This is a genomic window from Bifidobacteriaceae bacterium, assembly GCA_031281585.1.
Classification (GTDB): domain Bacteria; phylum Actinomycetota; class Actinomycetes; order Actinomycetales; family WQXJ01; genus JAIRTF01.
The window spans coordinates 1-22,688 of the sequence record JAITFE010000100.1; the positions used below are offsets into that span (position 1 = coordinate 1).

Annotated in this window: 16 protein-coding genes and 2 pseudogenes; 12 read left to right on the forward strand and 6 right to left on the reverse strand. The window is 70.8% G+C overall.

Annotated features, from left to right (window positions below; translation table 11 throughout):
• Positions 1-544 precede the first annotated feature (544 nt).
• Together LBC97_11225 and LBC97_11230 are read left to right on the forward strand one after the other, a co-directional pair.
• A pseudogene (locus LBC97_11225) lies at positions 545-616 on the forward strand (zinc-ribbon domain-containing protein).
• A gap of 153 nt (positions 617-769) precedes the next feature.
• The gene (locus LBC97_11230) at positions 770-1,591 is read left to right on the forward strand and encodes a hypothetical protein (protein MDR2566601.1); all 822 of its coding nucleotides are present in this window, start codon (positions 770-772) and stop codon (positions 1,589-1,591) included.
• A gap of 357 nt (positions 1,592-1,948) precedes the next feature.
• Here LBC97_11230 and LBC97_11235 read toward each other — a convergent pair whose 3' ends face one another.
• From LBC97_11235 to LBC97_11245, 3 genes are read right to left on the reverse strand one after another with little or no spacing between them, the layout of a single operon-like run.
• Positions 1,949-3,256: a PAS domain-containing protein gene (locus LBC97_11235; GenBank protein ID MDR2566602.1), complete on the reverse strand. Its 1,308-nt coding sequence runs from the start codon at positions 3,254-3,256 to the stop codon at positions 1,949-1,951.
• Positions 3,257-3,265: 9 nt separating this feature from the next.
• Positions 3,266-5,341 (reverse strand): hypothetical protein, encoded by a 2,076-nt coding sequence (locus tag LBC97_11240; GenBank protein MDR2566603.1) that lies wholly within the window; start codon positions 5,339-5,341, stop codon positions 3,266-3,268.
• Positions 5,342-5,369: 28 nt separating this feature from the next.
• Positions 5,370-7,019, reverse strand: coding sequence for a hypothetical protein (locus LBC97_11245; GenBank protein ID MDR2566604.1), 1,650 nt, complete (start codon positions 7,017-7,019; stop codon positions 5,370-5,372).
• Between the two features lie 307 nt (positions 7,020-7,326).
• Between LBC97_11245 and ligA the strand changes: the two genes are divergently transcribed.
• Positions 7,327-9,549 (forward strand): NAD-dependent DNA ligase LigA, encoded by a 2,223-nt coding sequence (gene ligA, locus LBC97_11250; protein ID MDR2566605.1) that lies wholly within the window; start codon positions 7,327-7,329, stop codon positions 9,547-9,549.
• Between the two features lie 34 nt (positions 9,550-9,583).
• Here ligA and LBC97_11255 read toward each other — a convergent pair whose 3' ends face one another.
• The 3 genes from LBC97_11255 to LBC97_11265 form a co-directional block, all read right to left on the reverse strand.
• Positions 9,584-11,080, reverse strand: a complete 1,497-nt coding sequence (locus LBC97_11255) for a hypothetical protein (protein ID MDR2566606.1) — start codon at positions 11,078-11,080, stop codon at positions 9,584-9,586.
• Positions 11,081-11,164: 84 nt separating this feature from the next.
• A complete protein-coding gene (locus LBC97_11260) occupies positions 11,165-12,568 on the reverse strand; it encodes an LCP family protein (GenBank protein ID MDR2566607.1) in 1,404 nt (467 codons plus the stop codon).
• 145 nt (positions 12,569-12,713) lie between these two features.
• On the reverse strand, positions 12,714-14,129 hold the full coding sequence (locus LBC97_11265) for an LCP family protein (GenBank protein MDR2566608.1): 1,416 nt from the start codon (positions 14,127-14,129) through the stop codon (positions 12,714-12,716).
• Between the two features lie 133 nt (positions 14,130-14,262).
• Between LBC97_11265 and LBC97_11270 the strand changes: the two genes are divergently transcribed.
• The 9 genes and pseudogenes from LBC97_11270 (at position 14,263) to der (ending at position 22,671) form a co-directional block, all read left to right on the forward strand.
• A complete protein-coding gene (locus LBC97_11270) occupies positions 14,263-15,354 on the forward strand; it encodes a hypothetical protein (GenBank protein ID MDR2566609.1) in 1,092 nt (363 codons plus the stop codon).
• A 93-nt stretch (positions 15,355-15,447) separates the two neighbouring features.
• Positions 15,448-16,284 carry an AAA family ATPase gene (locus tag LBC97_11275; GenBank protein MDR2566610.1) on the forward strand — a complete coding sequence of 279 codons (837 nt, stop codon included), beginning with the start codon at positions 15,448-15,450 and terminating at the stop codon, positions 16,282-16,284.
• Entirely contained in the window at positions 16,274-17,119 is an 846-nt protein-coding gene (locus tag LBC97_11280; GenBank protein MDR2566611.1) for a segregation/condensation protein A, read from the forward strand. The genes LBC97_11275 and LBC97_11280 overlap by 11 nt, the downstream gene beginning before the upstream one ends.
• On the forward strand, positions 17,116-17,727 hold the full coding sequence (locus LBC97_11285) for an SMC-Scp complex subunit ScpB (GenBank protein MDR2566612.1): 612 nt from the start codon (positions 17,116-17,118) through the stop codon (positions 17,725-17,727). Before LBC97_11280 ends, LBC97_11285 begins: the two co-directional genes overlap by 4 nt.
• Positions 17,728-17,830: 103 nt before the next feature.
• On the forward strand, positions 17,831-18,712 hold the full coding sequence (locus tag LBC97_11290; GenBank protein ID MDR2566613.1) for an rRNA pseudouridine synthase: 882 nt from the start codon (positions 17,831-17,833) through the stop codon (positions 18,710-18,712).
• Positions 18,709-19,842 carry a prephenate dehydrogenase gene (locus tag LBC97_11295; GenBank protein ID MDR2566614.1) on the forward strand — a complete coding sequence of 378 codons (1,134 nt, stop codon included), beginning with the start codon at positions 18,709-18,711 and terminating at the stop codon, positions 19,840-19,842. Before LBC97_11290 ends, LBC97_11295 begins: the two co-directional genes overlap by 4 nt.
• Positions 19,839-20,501 (forward strand): (d)CMP kinase, encoded by a 663-nt coding sequence (gene cmk / locus LBC97_11300; GenBank protein ID MDR2566615.1) that lies wholly within the window; start codon positions 19,839-19,841, stop codon positions 20,499-20,501. Before LBC97_11295 ends, cmk begins: the two co-directional genes overlap by 4 nt.
• Entirely contained in the window at positions 20,498-21,199 is a 702-nt protein-coding gene (locus LBC97_11305) for a 1-acyl-sn-glycerol-3-phosphate acyltransferase (GenBank protein ID MDR2566616.1), read from the forward strand. Before cmk ends, LBC97_11305 begins: the two co-directional genes overlap by 4 nt.
• A 65-nt stretch (positions 21,200-21,264) precedes the next feature.
• Positions 21,265-22,671, forward strand: a pseudogene (der, locus tag LBC97_11310) (ribosome biogenesis GTPase Der).
• Positions 22,672-22,688: the final 17 nt, after the last annotated feature.

Here is a 22,688-nt window from a genome sequence, read left to right on the forward strand (position 1 = left end):
TTGCGGCTCCAGTGCTCGACGGGTGGGTGCCCTTGGCGCTGCCGGGCGCCGCGACCAGCCCCTAACCCGCCGCGGGGCGTGAGCCCCGGCACATAATCCGCCAGTGGAAGAGCTGGCGGCACATAATCCGCCACTCGCCGGAGAATGCATAACAAAATCTGCCGCTGGACAGCAGAGTGGCACAAGATCCGCCAGTCGCTGGACCCCCGGTCCACAATCCACCAGTCGATGAACCGGCGGCACAAAATCTGCCACTGGGCGAGAGCTGTGACAACAGCAACGGAGGCGGCACAGGCGTGGCGTTGGCGCGCTGGGTGTGCTGAGTGGCCCATCATCCGCCAATTGATCAGCGGCGGCGGCAAGTCCGCCACTTGATGGCACGAAGCCCGCCGGTCAGCGCGGGGCGCATGCAGGCACCCAGGAATCAGGTGAGACAGAATCTGTCTGCTCGGAGCAGACCCTTCGGCGGTGGTGGTCAGTAGTCTCTGAGTGAGGGGCAACTCAGGCCGGGTGTTTCAGACGGTCGAACGAAAGGGGCAACAACGTGTTTTGCACTCAATGCGGTTCGAAGTTGCAGGCCGATGCCAAGTTCTGCGGCTCCTGCGGACAGCCGGTGCCCCAGGCCGGGCCAAGCTCCCCGCCGCAGTCTGCCCCGGCAGCAGAGCCCGGCACGGGGGCCGTGTCCCCTGAGCCACCACCGCCACCCGACCCGTCGGCACCTCCTGGCCCGCCTGCGTCTCCCTACCCGCCCGCGCCCCCTGGTCCGCCGGTGCCCCCTGGCTCGCCTTCGGCGTACGAGGCCGGCTACCCACCTGGGGCGGGTTATGTGCCGCCCGGGGTCGGCTATGCGCCAGCGCCCAATCCGGGTCTCGCGGATGAAAAGCGCTACAGCGTCGGGGCGGCCATTTGGTTCTGTGTCGGGCTGGCGCTCTACGCGGTAGCGTACGTGGTCACCATGATCGCGTTCACCTCCGCCGGGGGAGACTCGGACGCGCTAGTCGTGTTTTTCGTGCTCGGCGTGTGGAATGGCTTCCTCGGGATCACGGGCATGATCCTGCTCCTGTGCGCCAAGAGGATGGGCTTGATCTTCGTGTGTTCGGCTGCGCTGATCGCGGCCGTCTCAAACGCCATCCTCGGCGGCTATCTCCAGATGGCTCTGAACACGGTTGTTCCGGTGGTCACCTATCTGGTGGTGCGGCCCAGTTGGGGTCGGTGGAAGGCCATCAACCGGGCTCGGCGTGCCCGGCAGTGGGTCCGTTTCGGGAAACAATGGGTGTCGCGGGCTCAGCGCGATTGGTCGCAGCGTGCGATGACGCCGGGGCAGTCGGCCCCGCCATGGAGCCCGGCCACCCCGGCGCTGAGTCTCGACACTTGGCGCCGCGCGCGGCGGCAGAAGATCTGGGCGATCGTCAATTCCTGCGTGCTGCCCATAATCGTGCCGTTCTTCGCCATCGCCTGGGCATACAAGGCCCAGAACGCCCCGGACGACGCGTCCAGCGCCAAGCTGCGGCGAACCGCTTTCATCCTGAACCTGGCGCCCTACGGCCTGTGGATTGTGGTGGGTGCCATCAGCGGAGCCTTCGCCCAGTAGCGCTGTGCCCGCTGTCCTGCCTGCCACGCGCAGGACGGTGAGTTCGGGATCCAATGTGACAACGGCCGCAGCCTCGACGTGATAGCCAGCCACCTTGTCCCGGCGGAGGAGCGCCAGATTCCGGTCTGTGGAGAGCACAGACTCAAAGCTGAAGTCCCGTCCAGAAGCCGGGCAGGTCTCGCGGAGGCGCTCCGCCTTTTGGTCCGCCCCCCATTCGGACAATCCCGATCTCGCCTTGATGTCGTCAGCGTCTACGACCTCCTGCCGACTTGTCCGCGATGAGTGCCCACGTGCCCGCGTGGGCAAGGGGCCGAACCGGGGACCTTGCTCCGGACCGAGGTGCTTGCCCCGGATCAGTCACAAAGCGAAGCTGAAGCCCGGCGCGTAGCGCAGGGCGCGGGCCAGGCCCGTGGCGGCTTCGGAGACGCCGCTGGCCCCGGCCCCGGTCCGGGCGATCGCGCCGCGGGCCAGGTCGCGCATGTCGTCCAGTTTCGCGGCGGCGGCCTTGGCGTCCAGGTCCTCGGGAATCAACGAGGACGGCAGGTCGAACCGCTGGGCTAGCAGTTCCCAGGAGGTCAAGCTCGTGTCGAGCATCCGGACCTGGCCGGCCGCCTCGGTGGCCTCGCGCGCCAGGCGGGTCAGGTTGGCGGAGATGCGGGCCGTGCCCATGGCCAGCGGCGGCGCCAATGTGTGCAGGGCCCCGACCAGCGGCACCACCAAGCCGAGGTCTGAGGATCCGAGTTCAGAGGACCGCGACAGCGTGTCCAACAGGGCCCGGTCGACCAGCCGCGCGATTGCCAGCATCAGACGCTGATTCGCCACCATCTCCCTGGACCGCTCCACTCCCAACGCGAGGGCGCGCAGCCGGATGCCGGTCTGCTCCACGGCGGTCTGAATGCGGTGCGCGGCGGTCAGCGGCGTGGCTGACCCGGACAGGGAGCGCGCGGCGCCCATGACCTGGGCGGCGCCTTCGGCCATGGGTTCGACCTGCTCCAGCAGCCCGGCGGCTGCGTCGATCAGCCGTTTGGTCGCGTCAAGCAGTTTCGCATGGGCAATCTGGAGGCGCTCAACCTGCCGGTCTGCGGCGACGGCGGCGGCCCAGACGCTGGCCAGGGCAGAATCCGAGGGCGGCTCCGGCACGGGCTGGGTGGGCGCCACCTCGGCGGGCAGGGCCGTCCGGAGCAGGTCGTCGTATGCCGCGAAGCCCAGCGATTTGAGTCCGGCCACGATCTCCTCGGCACCGGCCTGGGTGGCCTTGTCCAGCGAGGTTCCGGACGCGGTCGCGTCCGATTCGCGGGCGTTGGCCGCCGCGTAGATGGACTCCAGGCGCTCGGTGGCCCGGTCCTGCGCAGACGGGATGGCCACGCAGACCCGCGTGCCCTGGGTGGCCACCGCCGCCAGCAAGAACCAGTCCTCGCGAGCGGCCGGACCGCCGAGCTTGATGTACGCGCCGGTGTGGGAAGAGGCGTCCAGGCCGGCGGTGATCAGGCTCGCGACTCCCCACGGAATGTCGTCGGCCAGCACCGCCGCGGCCGGCCCGCCCAGCAGTTGCGGCGGTCCCAGACCGGTGGTCTGGGCCAAGGCGTTGTTGACGCCGATCACGGCGCCCGAAGAGTCGGCGACAAAGATGACAATGCCGAAGGCGGGGTCCTCGCTGCTGGTCACGAGCCCAACTTAGCCGATCTTCCGGGCCTCGGCCGGGATCGCGAGCGTCAGGATCGTGTCTGTGCCGTCGCCCGTCAACGCCGGCGATGCCGTCAACGACCCCCCCAACCGCCGGATCAGGGATAACACCGCGGTCGGTTTTGGCCCCAGGGCCAAGCGTCCGGGCGGTGCCTCGGCCGCGCGGTCTGAGATGGTGATGACCAGTTGCGACGCGGTGGACCGGGCCGCCACTTGCACCGCCAGCGTCGGCGACTTGGCGGCCGCCGCGTCGATCAGCTCCGCCACGGCGTGGGCCAGCCGGGCTGCCACCGGCTCCGGCACCGACGCCATGGTTTGGATCGCCCAACGCACTTGCCGGGGCCGCGCCACTTGCGCCAACGCTTCCTTCAGCACGTCGGTCACCAACAACGGCCCACCCGGTGCCGTGACTCCCAAAGCCGCGATTTCCTGCGTCGCGGGGTACCCCTCCGCGTCCGATGCCGTCCGGTCGCCCCCCGGCAAACCCTCGCCCGCCGCAGGGGAGGGGACCGGCGCGCCCAAACCGGGCTGCGGAACAGGGACAGCCGGCGTGGCCGGGGAAGAAGGCGCTGGGGTGGCCTCCGGCGCGGCGGCTGGAGACGGCGCGGCCGCGGCCGAAGTTGCCGCGGGTGGGGATGGCGCGGGCCTGACTGGAGACGGCCTGGCTGGGGACGGCCTGGCTGGGGACGGCGCCTGGGTAAACACAAGGACGGCTTCCGGGGTTTGGCTGGGGACCGGCGTGGCACTAGGTCGTGGGAGCGGGAACGCGGGAGGAGCCGTCGCCGTCGGCGAGGCGTCCGGGGCGGGCGCGGGGGCCGGGCCGGAAGGGGCCGGATCGGCGGCTTCGGGGGCCCGCGCCTCGGGAGTTCCCGACACGGCGGGGACAGGAGGGGTGTTGGCCTGGACGGGAGAATTGGGAACTTGGGGCGAGAACTGCGGGGCAGCGGCCGGGGCCGGAGGGCTGGCGGGATCTGCCGGATCGGCGGGTCCGGGAGCCCAGGCTGCGGGAGCATCCGAAACGGCAGGTATTGCAGGAGGGGCGCTGGCTTGGACGGAAGCATCGGGAACTTGGTGCGAAAACTGCGGGGCGGCGGGATCAGCGGGTCCGGGAGCCCAAGCTTCGGGAGTCCCCGAAGCGGCGGGTGTCGGAGTGACGGAGGCTTGGGCGGGCGCGTCGGGGATCTGCGGCGAGGCCTGTGGGACAGCGGTCGGGGCCGGAGCGGGGGCGGCGGCTTGGACGGCATCGGGCGCGGCGGGCGCCCAGGCGCTGGGAGCGCCGACGGCCGGGGGCTGGTAGGAGACGGGGGAGGCGGGCTCCATTCGGCGGTAGACCGCGCGGCCGGGCCCGGCGCCGTGGCGGCCGGACCTTGGCCCCGCGAAACCGCTCAGACGCTGGGCCAGCGCGAGGCCGGGCGGGCTCAAGCGGTTGGCGAGGAAAACCAGGCCGACGGCGGTGGCGAGGGCGCCGGCGAGCCCGGCCACGAGGCGGGCCCGCGACGAGTCGTAGAGAGACTCCGCGGCCCGCGTCAGGGTGTCCAAGCGGGCGGGTCCGCTGGCGGCGCCAACCGACCGCGACGAGGACTCCGCGTAGGCGCGCGCGTGGCCGGACAGGGCGCCGTTGGCGACGCTGGCCGCGAGTTGCTCGGGCGTTGAGGCCAGTTCGGCCGCCAAATCAGGCAACTGGCTCTGAATGCGAGCCTGCTCAAGCGCGGCGGAGGGATCCGCGAGCAACGTTCTGAGCGGCTCTGATTCGCCGCCGCTGAATTGCAGGCCGTCCAGCCCGGCCGCCTCCGCCGCGGCATTGAGGGAAGCGAAGACCGCGTCGGTGACCGTCGGGTCGGCCGCTCCGGCGAATTCGGCCTCGACGGCGGAGCCGGCTTGGTCGGCGGCCTGCATCAGCGCGACGATTCGCCGGTCTTCCGAGGCGGCCGCGACCGTGCGGGCTCCCGTGACGGTGGTGTAGACGCAGGTGCAGAACGCGATGGCGAGGAGAACCGCGGTGGCGCGAAGAACTTGCCGATGTCCGGGGTCCGGACTCGGCCGCGGGGCTTCCTTGTGCGCGGTCACCTAACTCGGCGCTAGTCGGAACCGCCGGTCACTTGTCGCCGGTGGTGCGCCACGGCACTCGGGGCTTGCCGCTGGCCGGCTTCGGCTTTTCGGTGGCGTCCTCGGGCTTCGGGGCGGTTGGAGCGGATGAAACGGGCGGGGCTGGGGCGGCTGGCGGCTTGGCGCCGGTCGGTCGGGCCCCCGTGGGCGGCGGCGTTGTCGTTGCCTTGGGAGCGGCGGCGGGCTTGGCGACCGGGGCGCCCGGAGCCGAGCCTTGAGCGGGTCGCGGGCTGGGGGGCTTGGGGCCGGCCGGAGCGCCGGTGGGGGCCGGTCCAGGAGAAACTGGCTTGGTGGCTGCAGGCGTCGCCGCGGCCCCGGCTGTCGGCGCGGCGGCGGGGGCTTGCCCGGCAGAAGAGGGTTTGACGGGGGCGGAGGCCGGCTTCGTGGAAGCCGGGGCCGGCGCTAGGGACGCCGCAGCCGGAGCGGCGGCAGCGGGAGCGGCTCCGGTGCTGGGCTGGGCCCCTGCCGTCTTTTGTCCGCCGGGCGCCGGGGCGAAGGGCACGCGGCGCTTCTTGCCTCCCGGCTGGCCGACGGGGGTGGACTCGGTGGCCTGGGCGCCGGCGGGTGCCTTGGGGACTGCCGCGGCTGGCGCGGCAGCCGCAGTTGCCGGTTTGGCCGAGGAAACGGGGCCCTTGCCGGGGGCGTCTTCAGCCTTGGCGGGCTTCGCCTCTGCGGGTGGCTTCTTGTCCCGCCCGAGGGGCAAGCGCTTGGCTTTGCCACCGCCGCCGTCCTTGGTCCCGGCCGGGCCGGCCTTCGGAGGCGCTCCGGCCGCTGCGGCCTTCTTGGGCGCGGGGGCGGACGCGGGCGCCCACTGGGAGCCCTTGATGAAGTACACCAGCCAGAGCGCGATGGCGATCAGCAGGAGCACGCCGGCGACAATCCAAAGGGCCACGGGCAGCTTGCCCGTTTGCTCGGCGGCCGTCTTGGCCGTTTCCGCCAAAGTCTTCAGGGCGACGGCCCGGCCGTCGCTCTCAGGCACATCCTGGTCGATCCGCACGGGAATGGACTGATCCGGGTTGCCCATCGCCTGAGCGAAGGTTCTGGCCTGCGGTCCCAAAACGGGGTCGTGGAACAGAGCGGGCGCCTTGCTGGCGAAGGCGTAGAGCGACTTCCGCAGAGCGGTGAAGGTGGCCTGGCAGGGACCGTCCGCCTTGGCGCACTCGTCGGCGCCGGAGACATGTCCGCTCGTCAGCTCTTCGCGAGCCATCTTGATGCGGTCCGCCGGGTTCTCCACGAGCAGCTTGAACTGCTTCTCGCTTCCCTTGTCCTCAAGTTTCATGGCGTCAACGCCGTATTTGGCCGCCTGTTCGCCGAGCTTCTTCGCCGCATCGTCGACGGCTTCCGGCTCCGGCTGGCGCCCGGTGGCGTGGGCGCTGACCCAGTCGCTCCGCTCGGTGTAGAGGGCGCGGTCCGCCTCGTTGACCGCCTCGAGGACCTGGACAAGCTGCTGGTCTTGAGTCGCGTCGCCCTCTTCGCGGGCGCCGGCGGCGGACCGGATGACGGCGAACACGCCCGTGGCCGCCGCCACGACTGAGACCACAATGGCCGAAATTAGGACCAGTTGGCGCAATTGGCGCCGGTCGCCGCTGGCTGGATCGACAGGCTTGGATGCGCCGGGTGAGGTCGAGGTCGATGTCATTGTTCACCAATCCGTAGTGCGTTGAGCCCGAGGGAACTGCTGGCGGGGTCCCGGTCCCAGTTGGTAATTTCACCTACCGGAGACGCTACCCTACCAGGTGACCTGGGTCACAGGGGAACGGGGGAGAATCCTATTCGGAATTTGGCGTCTTTGGCCATCGGCGTAAGGCCCAAGCGGGGGGACCGGTCAAGGCCTCGGCCGTACGGGAATTACTCAGACCGCACGGCCGCGCCTGCGGGCTGACCGCCATCCGCGATCTGCGGGGTGTTCATCGCCCGGAGACGCGGCGGCGCGCCAAGATAGAGGCGTGAATGAAATCGCCAACTCGCAAGCCCGCTGGCGCCAATTGGTGGCCACCATCCGCGCCCATGAAAAGGCCTATTACGAATTGGACGCGCCCGTAGCCTCGGACGCGGAGTTTGACGATTTGATGCGCCAACTGCGCGAGTTGGAGGCGGCGGAGCCGGCTCTGGTGACGCCGAACTCGCCGACTCAGCGTCCTGGCGGGCGGCCGACCGGCGACTTCGCGCAGGTGGTTCACGCCACGCCCATGATGTCCCTGGACAATGTGTTCTCGATCGAAGAGCTGGCGGCCTGGACGGAACGGGCCCTTGGGGACGCCGGGCTGGAGAAGGCCGAGTGGCTGGCCGAGTTGAAGATCGACGGCCTGTCTGTGTCGCTGGTCTATGAGAACGGCCAGTTGGTGCGGGCCGCCACCCGGGGCGACGGCGCCACCGGGGAGGACGTCACGGCCAACGTGATGACCATCAAAGTCATTCCGAAAACGCTGACGGCCGACCCGGCGCCCAGTTTCTTGGACGTCAGAGGCGAGGTCTACTTGCCGACGGCGGCTTTCGCGGCTTTGAACGACGGCATCGAGCAGGAAAACGAGGCGATCGCCAAGGAAAACGAACGGCTTGAGGCCGAAGGCAAGCGGCCCCGCGCCCTGCGGCGGCTGTTCGCCAACCCGCGCAACGCGGCGGCGGGGTCGCTGCGGCAAAAAGACGCCGCCGCCACGGCGAGCCGTCCCTTGGCCATGTTGGTGCACGGAATTGGCCAGCTGACCTGGCCGGACGGTGTGGGTGGCCAGACCCCCGCGACCCAATCCGAAACGTATGAGCTCCTGGGCCGGTGGGGCCTGCCGATTTCCAAGCACAACCGCGTGACCGATTCGCTGGCGGGGCTGGAGGGCATGATCGAGCATTTCGGGGCGCACCGGGGGGAGATCGACCACCAGATCGACGGGATAGTGGTGAAGATTGACGACATCGGGACGCAGCGCGCGCTGGGCGCGAACTCGCGGGCGCCGCGCTGGGCGATCGCCTACAAGTACCCCCCGGAGGAGGTCAACACAAAACTGCTGGACATCCAGGTCCAGGTGGGGCGGACGGGCCGGGTGACGCCGTTCGGGGTGATGGAGCCGGTGCGGGTGGCGGGCTCCACGGTGGCGTTCGCCACGCTCCACAACGCCCGCGAGGTCGCGCGGAAGGGCGTGCTGATCGGCGACACGGTGGTGCTGCGCAAGGCGGGCGACGTCATTCCGGAGATCGTCGCGCCGGTCACCGAGTTGCGGACCGGCGCCGAGCGGGCCTTCGCCATGCCCTCCGACTGCCCGTCTTGCGGCGCGCCGCTGGCCCCGGAGAAGGCCGGCGACGTCGACGTGCGCTGCCCGAACGCGCGGGGCTGCCGGGCGCAGATCGCGGGCCGGATCGAGCATTTGGGCTCCAGGGGCGCGCTGGACGTGGACTCGCTGGGCCAAGAGGCGGCTCTGGCGCTGGCGGATCCGGCCGCCACCCTGCGGCCCAGTTCGGCGCGGCCGGCCCCGGCGGACGCCCGCCCGCTGGAACCGGTCCTGGCCAGCGAGGCCGAGCTGTTCGCCTTGCGCGCCGAAGACCTGATCCGCGCCCAGGTCTGGCGCTGGACGCCGGCGGGCTGGGCCGCCAAGCCGTTCTTCGCCAACGAGTCGGGCGAGTTGTCCAAGGCGGCCCAGATCCTGCTGGACCAGTTGGAACAGGCCAAGACCCGCCCGCTCTGGCGCATGCTGGTCTCCTTGTCGATCCGGCACGTGGGCCCGTCCGCCGCGCGCGCGTTGGCGGCGCGCTTCGGCTCGGTCGAGGCGATCGCGGCCGCCTCCGAGGAGGAACTGGCCGCCGTCGAGGGCGTCGGCTCCGGCATTGCGGAGTCGGTCCGCGAGTGGTTCGCCGCGGATTGGCACCGCGCCATCGTCGAAGCTTGGGTCGCGGCGGGCGTCCAGTTGTCCGATGCCGCCGTCACGGCTTTGCCCCAAACCCTCGCCGGTTTGAGCGTGGTCGTCACGGGCACGTTGGAGGGCTTCACGCGCGAGGGCGCCAAGGAGGCGATCGTGGCACGGGGCGGCAAGGCGTCCAGTTCGGTGTCCGCGAAGACGGATTACGTGGTGGTCGGCCCGGGCGCCGGCTCGAAGGAGGCCAAAGCCCGCCAACTGGGCCGCCCAATCTTGAACGAGGCCGCTTTCGCGCGCCTGCTGGAGGGCGGCCCCGGGGCGGTCTGACCGCCAGCATCCGCTCCGTCGTGGGGAGGTTCGGTCAGGGGCAGCTGAGGAGGTAGCCGGAGAAGCGGGCGCGGATGACCCGGTCCTTGACTTCGCAGCCTTGGGGCGCGGCCACCTCCGCCTCGAACCGGTCGGCCAGGCCGGGTTGGTCGGTGGGGAAGTAGAAAGCCACCAGGCCGCTTCCTGCCATGTTGGGCGGCACGTCCGTCGCAGCTATGGCGCCGGACGGGATCAAGTCGGCCGCCCGCAAGAACTGGCCGGGATACGCGGTTTCGAGCAGTCGGGTGGCGTCGTTGGCGTGGACAAAGCCGTCTGCGGCAGCCGCCAAACCGGCCAGGGACCGGAAATCCTCGCCGAACTTGGCGGTTTGGGCGTGCTGGATGGCGCAGGAGGCGGCCATCGGCGCCAGCAGGGCGACGGCGGCGACCGCGCCAAGACGCGGGCGGGTCCGCCAAAGCGCCACGAGGCCCTCGGCGAACAGCCAGACGGCGCCTGGCACCGCGAACACGACATAGCGTTCAAGGTAGGAGGGCGTGTAGACCACGCTGAGCCCGATCAGCGCGGCGGAGGGTAGGGCGAACCAGATCAGGGCGGTGACACCGGCGCGGCGGGCGCCAAGGTCGTTCCGCGACCGGGCGGCGAGGGCCGCGACCAACGCCAGCCCGACCAAGAAGGCCATGACCGCGGAAGCGATGTGCCAGCCGACCAACCCGCCGTCCCGGTCGCGCGGGAACATGAAAAGCTGGCCGACTGCGAACCTGGCGGCGAGTTCCGCCAGGCCGTCCGGCAGCCAGCCCACCTGCCCGCGCTGGGTGCCAACGCGGATGGCGAACGGGAGGGTCAAGGCGCCGATCAGGGCCCAAGAGGCGGCGAACCCGAGCCACGGCCGCCGCCAACGGCGAAACCGCGAGGGCGGTTCGGAGCCGGCGCCGCGGCGAGCAGCGTGTCGCGGGCCGGCGGCCCAGTTCCAGATGATCGCCATATGGGCCGCCGCCAACAGCGGCACATAGATGAGGAAGACAGTTCCGGCTGTCATGGCCAGGGCATACGCGATCCACCAAAGGGCGGCCCTGGAACCCGCCCGACAGGCCTTGACCAGGAAATAGGTCGCCCACACGGCGAACGCGAGGGCGAGCGCGAAACTGCGGGCCTCGTCGCCCGCCCAGTTCAACCCCGGCGTGAAGGCGAAGACCACGCCGCCGGCGAGGGCCACAGCGCCTCCGCGCAGGGCGCGCAGAAGTAGGACGAATCCCGCTCCGGCCAAGGCCACGGCGATAAGCGAGAGCGAGCGTGTCGCCACCTCCGACCAGCCGAACGCCTGGCCCCAGTAGTGGAGTGTGGCGTAGTAGGCGGCGTGGACCAGGTCATGGCTCCGAACCAGGCCCGGCAGATCGGCTATGGGGGCCTGCGCGTGCTCCAAAGAGACGACCTCGTCATACCAGTAGGAGGGGCCGCCCAGTCCAATCAACCCGGTCAGGGCGACCAGGGCGAACTCGCCGCCGGCCAGGGCCAACGGCGGCAACCGCAGCACGCTCCCGGCCAAAGCACGGGGCCGCGAACGCGGAAGGTTCGGCCCGTCGCCGGGATTCGTAAGACCGGTCACCGGCGGCCGGCGTTAGTCGTCGCCGTCTTGACCGGCCGGCGGGCAGGTGACGGGCGCGGTCAGCGGGGTCACAAAGTCGGGATCGGCTGGCGGAACGGTCGTTTGGGGCACCGCGCCGTCGGTTCCCGTCGCGCCGCCAGCGCCCTGGCTCGCCTCGCCGGTCGGATCCTGGCCGATCGGGTCCCCGCCGGACGGATCGGACGGGTCAGACGTGTCGTCGAGGGGCTCCGGATTCGCCACCTTGTAAGGCGTGGTGCCGGGAATCGGCTGATCCAGCGCGATCAGTTCGAAAACCTCGGCTGCGTTGAGGCCCCCGAAGCGGTTCGGAGCCCCCCATGAGGCCAGCCTGACTCGGTTCGTGTCTTGCGTGTCCTGCACCCAGGGAGCAGTGAACAGGGACACGTTCTCCATCTTGATGTTCCTCAGCGCGTAGGCAAGGCCGGCCAGGTCCATGACCGAGCCGAGCTCCGGGCCAACGTAAAGGGAGCGCGTGACGGCGGTGGCGGTGGCGTTCAGCTTGCCAAGGGATTGGAGGTTGCCGGAGGCCAAGACCTTGTTGATGACGGTGGCGATCAGTTCCTGTTGGCGCGAGATGCGCTCGGTGTCCGCGCCGGTCAGCCAGTCGCCGTAGTAGGTCTTGCCTTCCCGTGTGCGGGCGAAGGCAAGCGCCTTCCGGCCGTCGAGATGGTTCATGCCGGGGGGAAGGTCAACACCCGACTTCTTCCCGACCAGGCCTTCGGGAACGCAAATACTCACGCCCCCCAGTCCGTCCACCACATTGGCGAAGCCCGCAAACTGGACCAGCACAAAGGTGTCGAGGCGGATGTCGGTGGCCAGTTCCACGGTTTTCATGACGCAGGCCACGCCCTCGTCTTTGGCAGTGAAGTCGTTGTCGGACCCGCGCTGGAACGCCACGTTGATCATGCGGGTCGAGCCGCCGTGGGTTTCGGTGCCGTCCGGGCGGGTGCAATCGGGAGTCTCCAGGAGCGTGTCGCGGGGGATCGCCACCACGTCGACGCGGGAGCGGTCGGCGGACAGGTGCGCGATCATGTTGACGTCGTTCAGCACCGTCTCCATGGTGTCCCCGGAGTAGGCCGCGTTCTCGCCCTCCCGGCTGTCGATCGCGGTGATCAGGATGTTGACGGCGCGGCCGCCGAACGGGTCGTTCGGGGCGGCTTGCGCGCTGGTGGTGGCCCGCTGCTCGGGCCGGTCATCCATGCCGATAAGCTCCTTGACCCGGTCCAGGGTGGTGATGTTCGCGTCAAGTTGGCGAATGCGCTCGCCCACGGCCACGCAGGCTGCCAGCATGGAGGCCGCGACCAGGGTGGCGGCGACCTTCAGCGGGCGGCGCCGCCGCGCCTTCGCCCGGTGCTGAGACGGGACCGGGGCTCGGCCGGCCGCGTGGCGCGGATGCACATGCCCTCCTTCGGCAATTGTCAAGAAAGATCGGTTCCAGGGTAGAGCCACGGCTTGGCGGAACCGCGAAGGCGCAGGTCGAGGCCGGTAAAGGTTTGGTGGAGATCGGGCGAGGGGTCGCCGGGCCGGCCGTCGCGGGCGGCGGTCACGGCGTGGGAGCGGTCCACGTGCCGTCCCGGATCTGTTGGAAGTCGCGGGGCGCCTGCTCCGGGTCCAGCAAGACCGCCTGGCCAATTCCGCCGGGCTGGTAGTCCGTGGTCTTGATCGCGGGAGTGCCCTGAATGCCGTCCGGCCCGGCCGCCGCGCGGAAGTCGAGCACCAGTCGGCCCAGGCTCCAAATGGAGGCGTCTTGGTCCACGGTCAGGGAGCCGGTGCCGGCCCTGACCAGGTCCACTTGGCGGTCTGGGCGCCACAGCAGCGACGGCTCGATCGCTTTGCCAATGACCGCGCCCAAGACTTGGCGCTGGCGGTTGCCCCGGCCTATGTCGCCGGTGGGATCGGCTTTGCGCATCCGGCTGAAGGCCAACGCTTGGACGCCGTCTACGTCGTGGCAGCCGGCCTGCCAGTCAAGTCCCGAATCGTGGTCGGAGACGTTCTGGTCCAAGCAGAGGTTGACGCCGCCCACCGCGTCGACCAATTCCGTGACCGACCCGAAGCCCACCTCCACATACCGGTCGACATGCATTCCGGTGAGCGTCTGAACCGTCTCCACGAGCAGGCGAGGCCCCCCGAACGCGTAGGCGGCGTTGATCTTCTGCCCGCCGTAGCCGGGGATTTCCACGTAGGTGTCGCGGGGCAGCGAGATCAGGTAGGCCTGGCCGTTCGCCGCCCGGTGGACCAACAGCAGCGAGTCCGCCCGGGCGCCTTCGGTGGTGTCCGCCACGCCCCCCGTGCCCCGTTTGTCCGAGCCCGCCACAAGATACGTGCGGCCCTCGTCGGTTCCGCCCGCCGCCAGCGCGTCAACGTGCTGCAGCTTGCCGTTGGCCCAGATCGCCAGGCCGACGGGCCACGCCAGGGCCAACACCAGCAAGAAGGCCAGCGTGACCAAAACTTTGCGCCCACGCCGGCGCCGCCTCGGCCGGGCCGGGAACCCGCCCGCCGCCGATGCCGTGCCGCCCAGCCTTTCCCCCGCCCCCGCTTGGGGGTTTCCCCGGCCGGGGCGGGGGCTGCCTGTGGCGGGCGTGGGGGAGTAGACGCGGGGTTGTCCCGCCGCCCGCCGCGGCGCGGCCGCAAAGCCGGAAGCCGGCCCGGTTGGCGGATTGGCAGCTGGATCGGCTGTGGGGAGCGGTTGGCCGGCTACCCGTCGGGGCTTTGGCGGGGCTGGGAACGGCTCGGCGGCATCGTGCGAGCCGGCGGCGGGACCGGGCTCGGGTGGAAACCGGCGGGGGGCTGGGAACGGCTCGGCGGCGGGAGACATGCGGGCGAGGCGGGTGGCGGACGTGTCGGCGGCGAGTCCGGGCGGCGGCTGGAGCGGCTTGGCGGGACCGGCCGTGCGACGGCTCGGAGCGCTCGCTGGCGCGCGGGCCGGACGGTAACGGGGAAGGTCGCGGTCACTGCTCATCGCAGCCATAGTAAGGCGGCGGCGCGCGGTTCGGGCCGTCCTGCAGGGGGAGGGCGCGAATTGCCGGTGGGGCGGAGGCGGACAACCGAGGCCGGCGCCCCTTGTGGCGGAGAGGCTGACTTAGGATTGTCCGGTGGGCACCGACCGGGACGTGAACGCACCTGACGGGCCCAGCGCCGCCGCGCTCGCCCCTGACCGGGCCTCGACCGGGCCGGGAGCGGAGAACTGGCCGGCGGTCAGCATAATCGTGCCGGCGGTTGATCACGACCACGCGCGGCGGGTCGTCGCGGACCTGCTGGCGGACCCCTATCCGGGCGCGTTCGAGATTTTGCTGGCCGTGCCGGGGCCGACCGGCCACCCGGCGGCGGGCGACCCGCTGGCCGGGGATGCGTCCGACCCACGGGTGACCGTGGTCCACGCAAAAAGCCAGTCGAAGGCCGCGCTCGTCAACGCGGCCGCGTTCGCGGCCCAGTACCCGGTCTTATCCCAGGTCCGGCGGGGCGCGGGCAACTGGACCGCGCTGCTCAAACACGCCGTCTCGGCGATGGAGGTGACGGGCGCGGACGTGGTCGGGGGCTCTTCGGTGGCGTTCGGGCTCGGGTCGGCCGAACAGGCGATCTCGCAGGCGCTGAACTCCTCGCTGGGCGTGGGGCCCCGGCCGTCGCGCGCCGGGGTGGGCAAAGGCCCCGTCGACTCGGTGCGGATGGTGGCCATCCGGCGCGAAGCTTTCGAGCGGGCCGGGGGCCTGGTGGAGGCGTTCGCCGGGGCTCAGGACTGGGAGCTGCAACACCGGGTGCGGCGGGCGGGCGGCATGGTCTGGCTGGACCCGTCGCTGGCGTTGCGGGGACGCACCCCCGGTTCGGTCGGGGAACTGGCCCGCGTCATGTTCCGGTCTGGCGCCTGGCGGCGCAAAGTCATCTTCGCCCACTCCGACACCTCCACGCTGCGTTACGCCGTGCCGCCCATTTTGGTGGCGGGCCTGACCCTGGCGTTGGTCGCCGCCGTGGCGGGGGGAGCGCTGGTCTCGCCGTGGGCGTGGTGGCTGGCGGCGGCGCCGCTGGTCTACGCGGCGGCCATGGCTGTGGGCGTGGCGATCGCCGGGCGCGGACTGCGCTTTGGCGGCCTGGTCCGCATGTGGTGGGCGGTCATGGCGATCCACCTGTCGTGGGGCGCGGGCTTCCTGTTCGGCCGCAGTCGCGGCCGCGCTGCCCGAACGCCTGCCTGAGCCCAGCCCGCGGGCGCGGAGACGGCGAGGCGACCGGCATCCGCCCCGCGCGCCGCTGCCGACCGGCGGCGTTCTCACGGCTACCATTGGCGGGTGACCAAGCCTGCTGACAGCCTCAAGGACTTCCCTGAGCCGGCGGCCCTGGAAGGCCACGGGCCCGCCCGCGTGATCGCCCTGTGCAATCAGAAAGGCGGCGTGGGCAAGACGACCACGTCGGTCAACCTGGGCGCGGCGCTGGCCGAATACGGCCGACGCGTCCTGGTTGTGGACTTCGACCCGCAGGGCGCCGCCTCGGTGGCGCTCGGGGTGACCACCAGGGAAGACCAGGCGACGGTCTACGACGCGCTGATGAGCTCATCGGTCGCGGTGACGGACATCATTGTGCCGACCGCCGCCGCCGGGCTGGACATGGCCCCGGCGAACATTGACCTGTCCGCGGCCGAGGTGCAACTGGTGGGGGAGGTCGCCCGCGAAACCGCGCTGGCCAGGATGCTTCGCCCGGTCCTCGACACCTACGATGTCGTGCTGATCGACTGCCAACCGTCGCTCGGGTTGCTGACCGTGAACGCCTTGACGGCATCGCACGGGGTGATCATCCCCCTTGAGACGGAGTATTTCGCGTTGCGCGGGGTGGCGCTTCTGGTGGAGACCATCGCGAAAGTGGCGGACCGCCTCAACCCGCGCCTGAAGATCGACGGCATCTTGGCGACCATGGTCGACTTGCGGACGCTGCACTCCCGCGAGGTCTTGGAACGGGTGCATGAGGCGTTCGGGGCGCAGGTTTTCGACACGGTGATCGCCCGGACGGTCAAGTTCCCCGACTCGTCGGTCGCCGCGGAGCCCATCTTGACGTTCGCGCCGGACCACCCGGGCGCCCTGTCCTACCGGCGGTTGGCCCGCGAGCTCATCGCGCGGGGCGATGCCGCCTGACTTCTTGGCGCCGCCCCCGGCCGGAGCCGCTGGCGGGACCGCCGTGGCCGAACCCCCCGCCCCGCCGCAGGCCTTCGCCGTCACCCTTGAGAACTTCGAGGGCCCTTTCGACCTCCTGGTTTCGCTGATCACGAAGCGTCAGCTTGACATCACAGAAATTGCCTTGGCTGAGGTGACGGACGAGTTCATCGCCTACGTCGAATCCCGCCCCGACAACTGGCCGCTGTCGCAGGCGTCGGAGTTCCTGGTCGTGGCGGCGACCCTGCTGGACTTGAAGGCGGCCTCTTTGCTGCCCGGCGGAATCGCGGACAGCGAGGACCTGGAATTGCTTGAGGCCCGCGACTTGCTGTTCGCGCGCCTGCTGGAGTACCGCGCGTTCAAGGAGTTGTCCGGCTCCATTGCGGCCCGGTTCGCGGAGCAGGCCCGCCACGTCCCCCGGCTGACCAGCTTGGAGCCGCAGTTCGCGCGTTTGCTGCCGGACTTGGTCTGGTCGATCGGGCCAACACAGTTGGCGGTTATCGCCGCGGCCGTCCTGTACCGCCCGCGAACGGCGCCCGAGGTGCCGCTGGGCCACCTGCACGCGCCCGCGGTTTCGGTGAGCGTCCAGGCCGGCCTCATGGCCGAACATCTGGCGGCCCAGGGCCGGGCGACCTTCCGGGCGCTGATAGCGGACGCGGACAACTCGCTGGCTGTGATCGTCGCCCGGTTCTTGGCCCTGCTGGAGATGTTCCGGGCCGGTCAAGTCACTTTTGAGCAGCCTGAGGCCCTAGGGGAGTTGGCCATCGCTTGGACGGGAGCGGCCACCACAGTGGAGATCTCGGAGGAATTCGCGTGACCGATTCCAAACTGGCCGCCCTTGAGGCCGTCCTGATGGTGGTGGACCAACCCGCCTCCACCACCGATCTGGCGATCGCGGTCGGCTTGCCCGTAGAGGAGGCCCGTCGCCTGCTTGAACTCCTGGCCGCCGAATATCGCGGCGCGGACGGCGCCCGCCCGCGTGGCTTCGAACTGCGGGAGGTCGGGGGCGGTTGGCGGATCTACTCCCACCCCGACCAGGCCGGCGTGGTGGAGCGGTTCGTCCGCGACGGCGCGACGGCCAAGCTGACCCAGGCGGCCCTCGAGACCCTGGCGATCATCGCCTACAAGGGCCCTATCAGCCGTGGGCGCGTCTCCCAGGTCCGCGGCGTGAGCGTCGACTCGGTGGTCCGCACCCTGGCCAGCCGGGGCTTGGTCGAGGAGGTCGGGGTCGAGGAAACCTCAGGCGCCTCCCTTTACGCCACCACCAACCTGTTCCTGGAGCGCATGGGCATCTCCTCGCTCCGCGAGTTGGAGCCCTTGACCCCCCACCTGCCGACGGGGGAGGCGCTCGAGGAAATCAAGGACCAGGTGGAGGAGCAACCGCCCGTCCTCGGGGCAGCGCCGGCGAACTCCTTGGTGGGCTAGCCTATTAAGCTGCGTGTGGGCCAAGCACGGTCCGCGCCAGCTTTTCAGGGCCGTCCCCGGGGGACGGCGTTTCCGCTGAATCACAATCAGGAGAGACCGCAGCATGACTCCATCGCGTCCCCGTGGCGCCCAGGCAGGCGAAAGCCGGGGCAAGAAGGGCGGCGGGCAACGGGAACGGCGCGCGCAGGGCCGCGCCGCGGGCGGGCGGACGGCCGGCGGGAGGCGTGAGCGCGGCCCCCGCGAAGAGCCGCCCTATGACGAAGAGGGCGTCCGCCTTCAGAAGATCCTGGCCGAGGCCGGCGTGGCCTCCAGACGAGCCGCCGAAGACATGATCCTGGCGGGGCGGATCCAAGTGGACGGCGTCCGCGTCCGTGAACTCGGCCTCAGAGTGGACCCGGACCGGCGCCGCATCGAGGTGGACGGCCTGCCCATCGAGACAGACTCCAGCAAGCTGACATTGGCCCTCAACAAACCAGTTGGCGTGGTGTCCACAATGGACGACCCAGAAGACCGCCCCACACTGGCCGCCCTGGTCCAGACCAGGAAGGAACGGCTCTTCCATGTTGGCCGCCTGGACCGGGACTCGGAGGGTTTGATCCTCCTCACCAATGACGGCGCGCTGGCCAACGCGTTGGCCCACCCCTCGCACGAGGTCCCCAAAACCTACCTCGCGACCGTCGAGGGCCGGGTGTCCAGGGGCGTGGGCAGGCGCTTGCGCGAGGGGATCGAGTTGGAGGACGGCGTGGCCGCCGTCGACTCGTTCCGCTTGGTCGACTCGATCCCCGGATACACCCAGGTCGAATTGACGCTCCATTCAGGCCGCAACCGGGTGGTGCGCCGCATGTTGGCCGAGGTTGGCCACCCAGTGACGCAACTGGTCAGGACCAAAGTCGGCCCAATCGCCCTGGGGGACCTCAAGTCCGGCCGTTGGCGCGTCCTGTCCGGCCCGGAGTTGGCCTCGCTGAAGAAGGCGGCCAACTTGTGACGGCAGGGCAGGCCGCCGATGCCGTCCGGCCGGTTTCCGCCGCCACCCTGGGCCCGGTCCACATCGTTGGGACGGGTTTGATCGGCGCGTCGGTGGGGCTGGGACTGGTGGGGCACGGCATCGTCGTCACGCTTGAGGACCCCTCGCCGGCGGCGCGCGAGGTGGCGGTCCAGATCGGGGCGGGAAGGGCGCGCGTCCACGAAGACGGGGAGCCAAGGCTGGTGGTGGTGGCCTGCCCGCCGGACGTGACGGCGCCGGTGGTGGCGCGCCAATTGGAGCGTTTCCCGAACGCGGTCGTGACGGACGTCGCGTCGGTCAAGGCGATCATCCTGGAGCAACTCACCGGCCTGGGGGCGGACCTGAGCCGCTATGTGGGCTCGCACCCGATGGCGGGGCGGGAGAAGACCGGTCCGGCTGCTGCGACGGGCGACCTGTTTGTGGGCCGGCCCTGGGTGGTCGCGCCGCCGCCAAACGCCCGCGCGGGCGCCGCGTTGCAGGTCAGGGAACTGGCCAGCGACCTTGGCGCCCATCCAACCTACCTTGACGCCCACGCCCATGACAGGGCGGTGGCGTTGGTGTCCCACGTGCCCCAGCTGATGTCGAGCCTGACCGCGAAGCGCCTGATCGAGGCGGAGACCGGGGCGCTCGACCTGGCGGGCCAGGGGTTGCGGGACATGACCCGCATCGCGAATTCGGACCCCAGCTTGTGGTCCATCATCTTGACGGGCAACGCGGCCGCGGTCGCCACCGCGTTGCGGGCGGTGCGCGAGGATCTGGACGGCGCCATCGCAGCCCTGGAGGGCGGCGCCGGGGCGGGCGGGATTGGGCGGGCGCTGGTCGAACTGGCCACGCTGATCGGCGAGGGGGCCAGGGGCGCCGAGCGGATCCCCGGCAAGCACGGCGGCGCCCGGCGGCGGTTCGACAAGGTCACGGTGATGGTGCCGGACAAGCCCGGAGAATTGGGGCGGCTGTTCCAGGAGATGGGCCGGCTCGGGGTCAACTTGGAGGACCTGGCGTTGGAGCACGGCGCCGGGCAACTGGTCGGCTTGGCGGAGATTTCGGTGGCGGAGGGCGCCGGCCCGGCGCTGGCCCAAGACTTGCAGGAGCAGGGTTGGAGGATTCTCGAATGACGGTGATCGCCATCGACGGGCCGTCCGGCTCGGGCAAGTCGACCGTGGCCAAGGCGGTGGCCCGGGAACTCGGCCTGGCGTATCTGGACACCGGCGCGATGTACCGGGCGGCGGCACTGGCGGCCGAGCGGGCGGGCCTGTTGGACCAGCCCGAACGCCTCCCCGAACTGGTCCGGCGCCTGCCTTTGGACGTGCCCCTCGACCCGGCGGACCAGCGGGTGACGCTCGCAGGGGAGGACGTCACGGCGTTGATCAGGACCAGCGCGGTGAGCGGCTACGTCTCCAAGCTGTCCACGGTCATACCGGTCCGCGAGGTGCTGGTGGCCCGCCAACGGCAGATCGTCGCCGCGAACCGGCGCCCGGGGATCGTCGTGGAAGGGCGCGACATCAACACAGTTGTGGCGCCCGATGCCGACGTCCGCGTTTTGATCACAGCCTCCGAAGCCGCCCGGTTGCGTCGGCGCGCCCTGGACCAGCGGGGCGGGGCGGACGCCGCCGCGATCGAGGCCACCCGCGACGAGGTCTCGCGGCGGGACAGCCAAGACGCCACCGTGGCCCGCTTCATGGAGGCGCCGCCGGGGGTGACCCTGATCGACTCGTCCGACCTGAGCGTGGAACAGACGGTGGCGGCCGTCTTGGCGCTGGTGCCGGTCCCATGACGGAGCGGGCCCAGGGCCGCGTCGAACCCAGACTGCCCGGGCGTTGGCAGGCGGGCTGGGCCAGATGCGTGGCGGCCTTCGCCGAGCACGCTTACGTCTCCACAAAGGTGGTTGGACGCGAGAACGTGCCCCGCTCCGGCGCCGCCATTCTGGCCGGGAACCACACGGGCCTGGTGGACGGTCCCGTGGTGTTGGGCGCGTCCCCGCGCGGCGTGCACTTCATCATGAAATGGGCCCTGGGGCAGGGACTGGGCGGGCGGATCCTGAAAGCGGCGGGCCAGGTGTCCCTGGCCAAGGACTCCGGGCGCGAGGCGCTGCGAACCTGCCTGGCGCTGCTCGAGCGCGGCTCGCTGGTCGGCATCTTCCCGGAGGGTTCCCGCGGCGACGGCAAGATGCGCCAGATCCACCCGGGCGTGGCCTGGCTGGCCGTCAACTCGGGCGCGCCGGTGATCCCTTTCGCCTGCCTGGGCACCCGGCGCCAGGGGGAGAGCGCCTTCCGGCTGCCGCCCTTCCGCCGCAAGCTGTACGTGTCGTTCGGCCCGGCCTTGGAACTTGGTTTGGACGGCACCGCGCCCAGGCGCGAGCAAATCGCGGCGGCCATGGAGCGGATCGGGGCCGGCCTGGCGGCGCACGTCCAGGCAGCCGTCGCCGCCAGCGGGATCGCGCTGCCAACCGACTCGGGGAGGAAACCAAAATGACCAGCCAACCGCCAATCGAGGGCATTGAGGGCATCGAGGGCATGGACAAGGCGGCGGCGCTGCGCTCGGCGCTCGAAGACTACGAACTGGAGCCGGAGGACCTTGCGCTGTTGGACGGCCAGGGCGAGCGGGCTGGGGGCGACGCGGTGGCGTCGGCCGGGACACTCGCCATCGTCGGCCGGCCAAACGTCGGCAAGTCGACGCTGGTCAACCGGATTCTGGGGCGCCGGGAGGCGGTGGTCCAAGACCAGCCGGGCGTGACCCGGGACCGGGTGTCCTACCCGGCGGAATGGACCGGCCGCCACTTTACGGTGGTTGACACGGGCGGCTGGGAAATCGACGTGTCGGGGCTGACGGCGCGGGTGGCCGAACAGGCCGAACTGGCGGTCGAACTGGCGGACGCCGCGGTCTTGGTGGTTGACGCGACGGTGGGCGTCACCGACACGGACGAGGCCCTGGTGCGGGTCCTCAGGCGGGCGGGCAAGCCGGTGGTGCTGGCGGCGAACAAAGTGGACGGCCCCCGCGCGGAGGCGGACGCGGCCCAGTTGTGGTCGCTGGGGCTGGGCGAGCCGTACCCCGTCTCCGCGTTGCACGGCCGCGGGGTCGGCGACTTGTTGGACGCCGCCGTGGCCGCCTTGGTCCAAGCCGACGGCTCGGGCCCGGCGGTCTTGGACCCGCCCGGCGTGCGACGCGTGGCGTTGATCGGCCGGCCGAACGTGGGCAAATCCTCGCTGCTCAACAAGCTGGCGGGCGCTGAGCGCTCCGTCGTGGACCCCCTGGCTGGGACCACGCGCGACCCGGTGGACGAGCTGATCCAACTGGACGGGCGCGACTGGCGGTTCGTGGACACCGCCGGAATCCGGCGGCGGATCCACCGCACGCAAGGGGCGGACTTCTACGCCTCGCTGCGCACGCAGACGGCCATCGAACGGGCCGAGGTGGCGGTCGCCCTGATCGACTCCTCCCAGGATGTCGCGGAACAGGACGTGCGCATTTTGCAGATGGCCAGCGAGGCGGGGCGGGCCTTGGTGATCGGGTTCAACAAGTGGGACCTGATGGACTCCGAGCGCCGCTTCTACTTGGAGCGCTCCATTGAGCAGGACTTGGCGCCCTGGGCCTGGGCGCCCCGCGTGAACCTGTCGGCGGTGACGGGCCGGCGGGTCGACCGCCTGGTCGGCGCTTTGGACACGGCTCTGGCCGGGTGGCAGCGCCGCGTTCCGACGGGGCGGCTGAACTCCTTCCTGGGCGAGTTGGTGGCGGCCCAACCGCATCCTCTGCGCGGCGGCAAACAGCCGCGCATCTTGTTCGCCACCCAGGCCGCGACCCGGCCTCCCCGCTTCGTCATTTTCACCTCCGGCTTCCTGGAGGCGCCCTACCGCCGCTTCATTGAGCGCTCTCTGCGCGAGTCGTTCGACTTCACCGGCACGCCGATCCAAATCTCAGTTCGGGTCCGGGAAAAGCGCCGCCGCTGAGCGGCGCGCCGGGCGGG

Coding starts and splice junctions, on each gene's coding strand:
- LBC97_11245 (MDR2566604.1), bottom strand. CDS start 7,019: ATGACATCGACCTCGACCTCACCCGGCGCATCCAAGCCTGTCGATCCA.
- LBC97_11265 (MDR2566608.1), bottom strand. CDS start 14,129: ATGAGCAGTGACCGCGACCTTCCCCGTTACCGTCCGGCCCGCGCGCCA.
- LBC97_11280 (MDR2566611.1), top strand. CDS start 16,274: ATGCCGCCTGACTTCTTGGCGCCGCCCCCGGCCGGAGCCGCTGGCGGG.
- LBC97_11290 (MDR2566613.1), top strand. CDS start 17,831: ATGACTCCATCGCGTCCCCGTGGCGCCCAGGCAGGCGAAAGCCGGGGC.
- cmk (MDR2566615.1), top strand. CDS start 19,839: ATGACGGTGATCGCCATCGACGGGCCGTCCGGCTCGGGCAAGTCGACC.
- LBC97_11305 (MDR2566616.1), top strand. CDS start 20,498: ATGACGGAGCGGGCCCAGGGCCGCGTCGAACCCAGACTGCCCGGGCGT.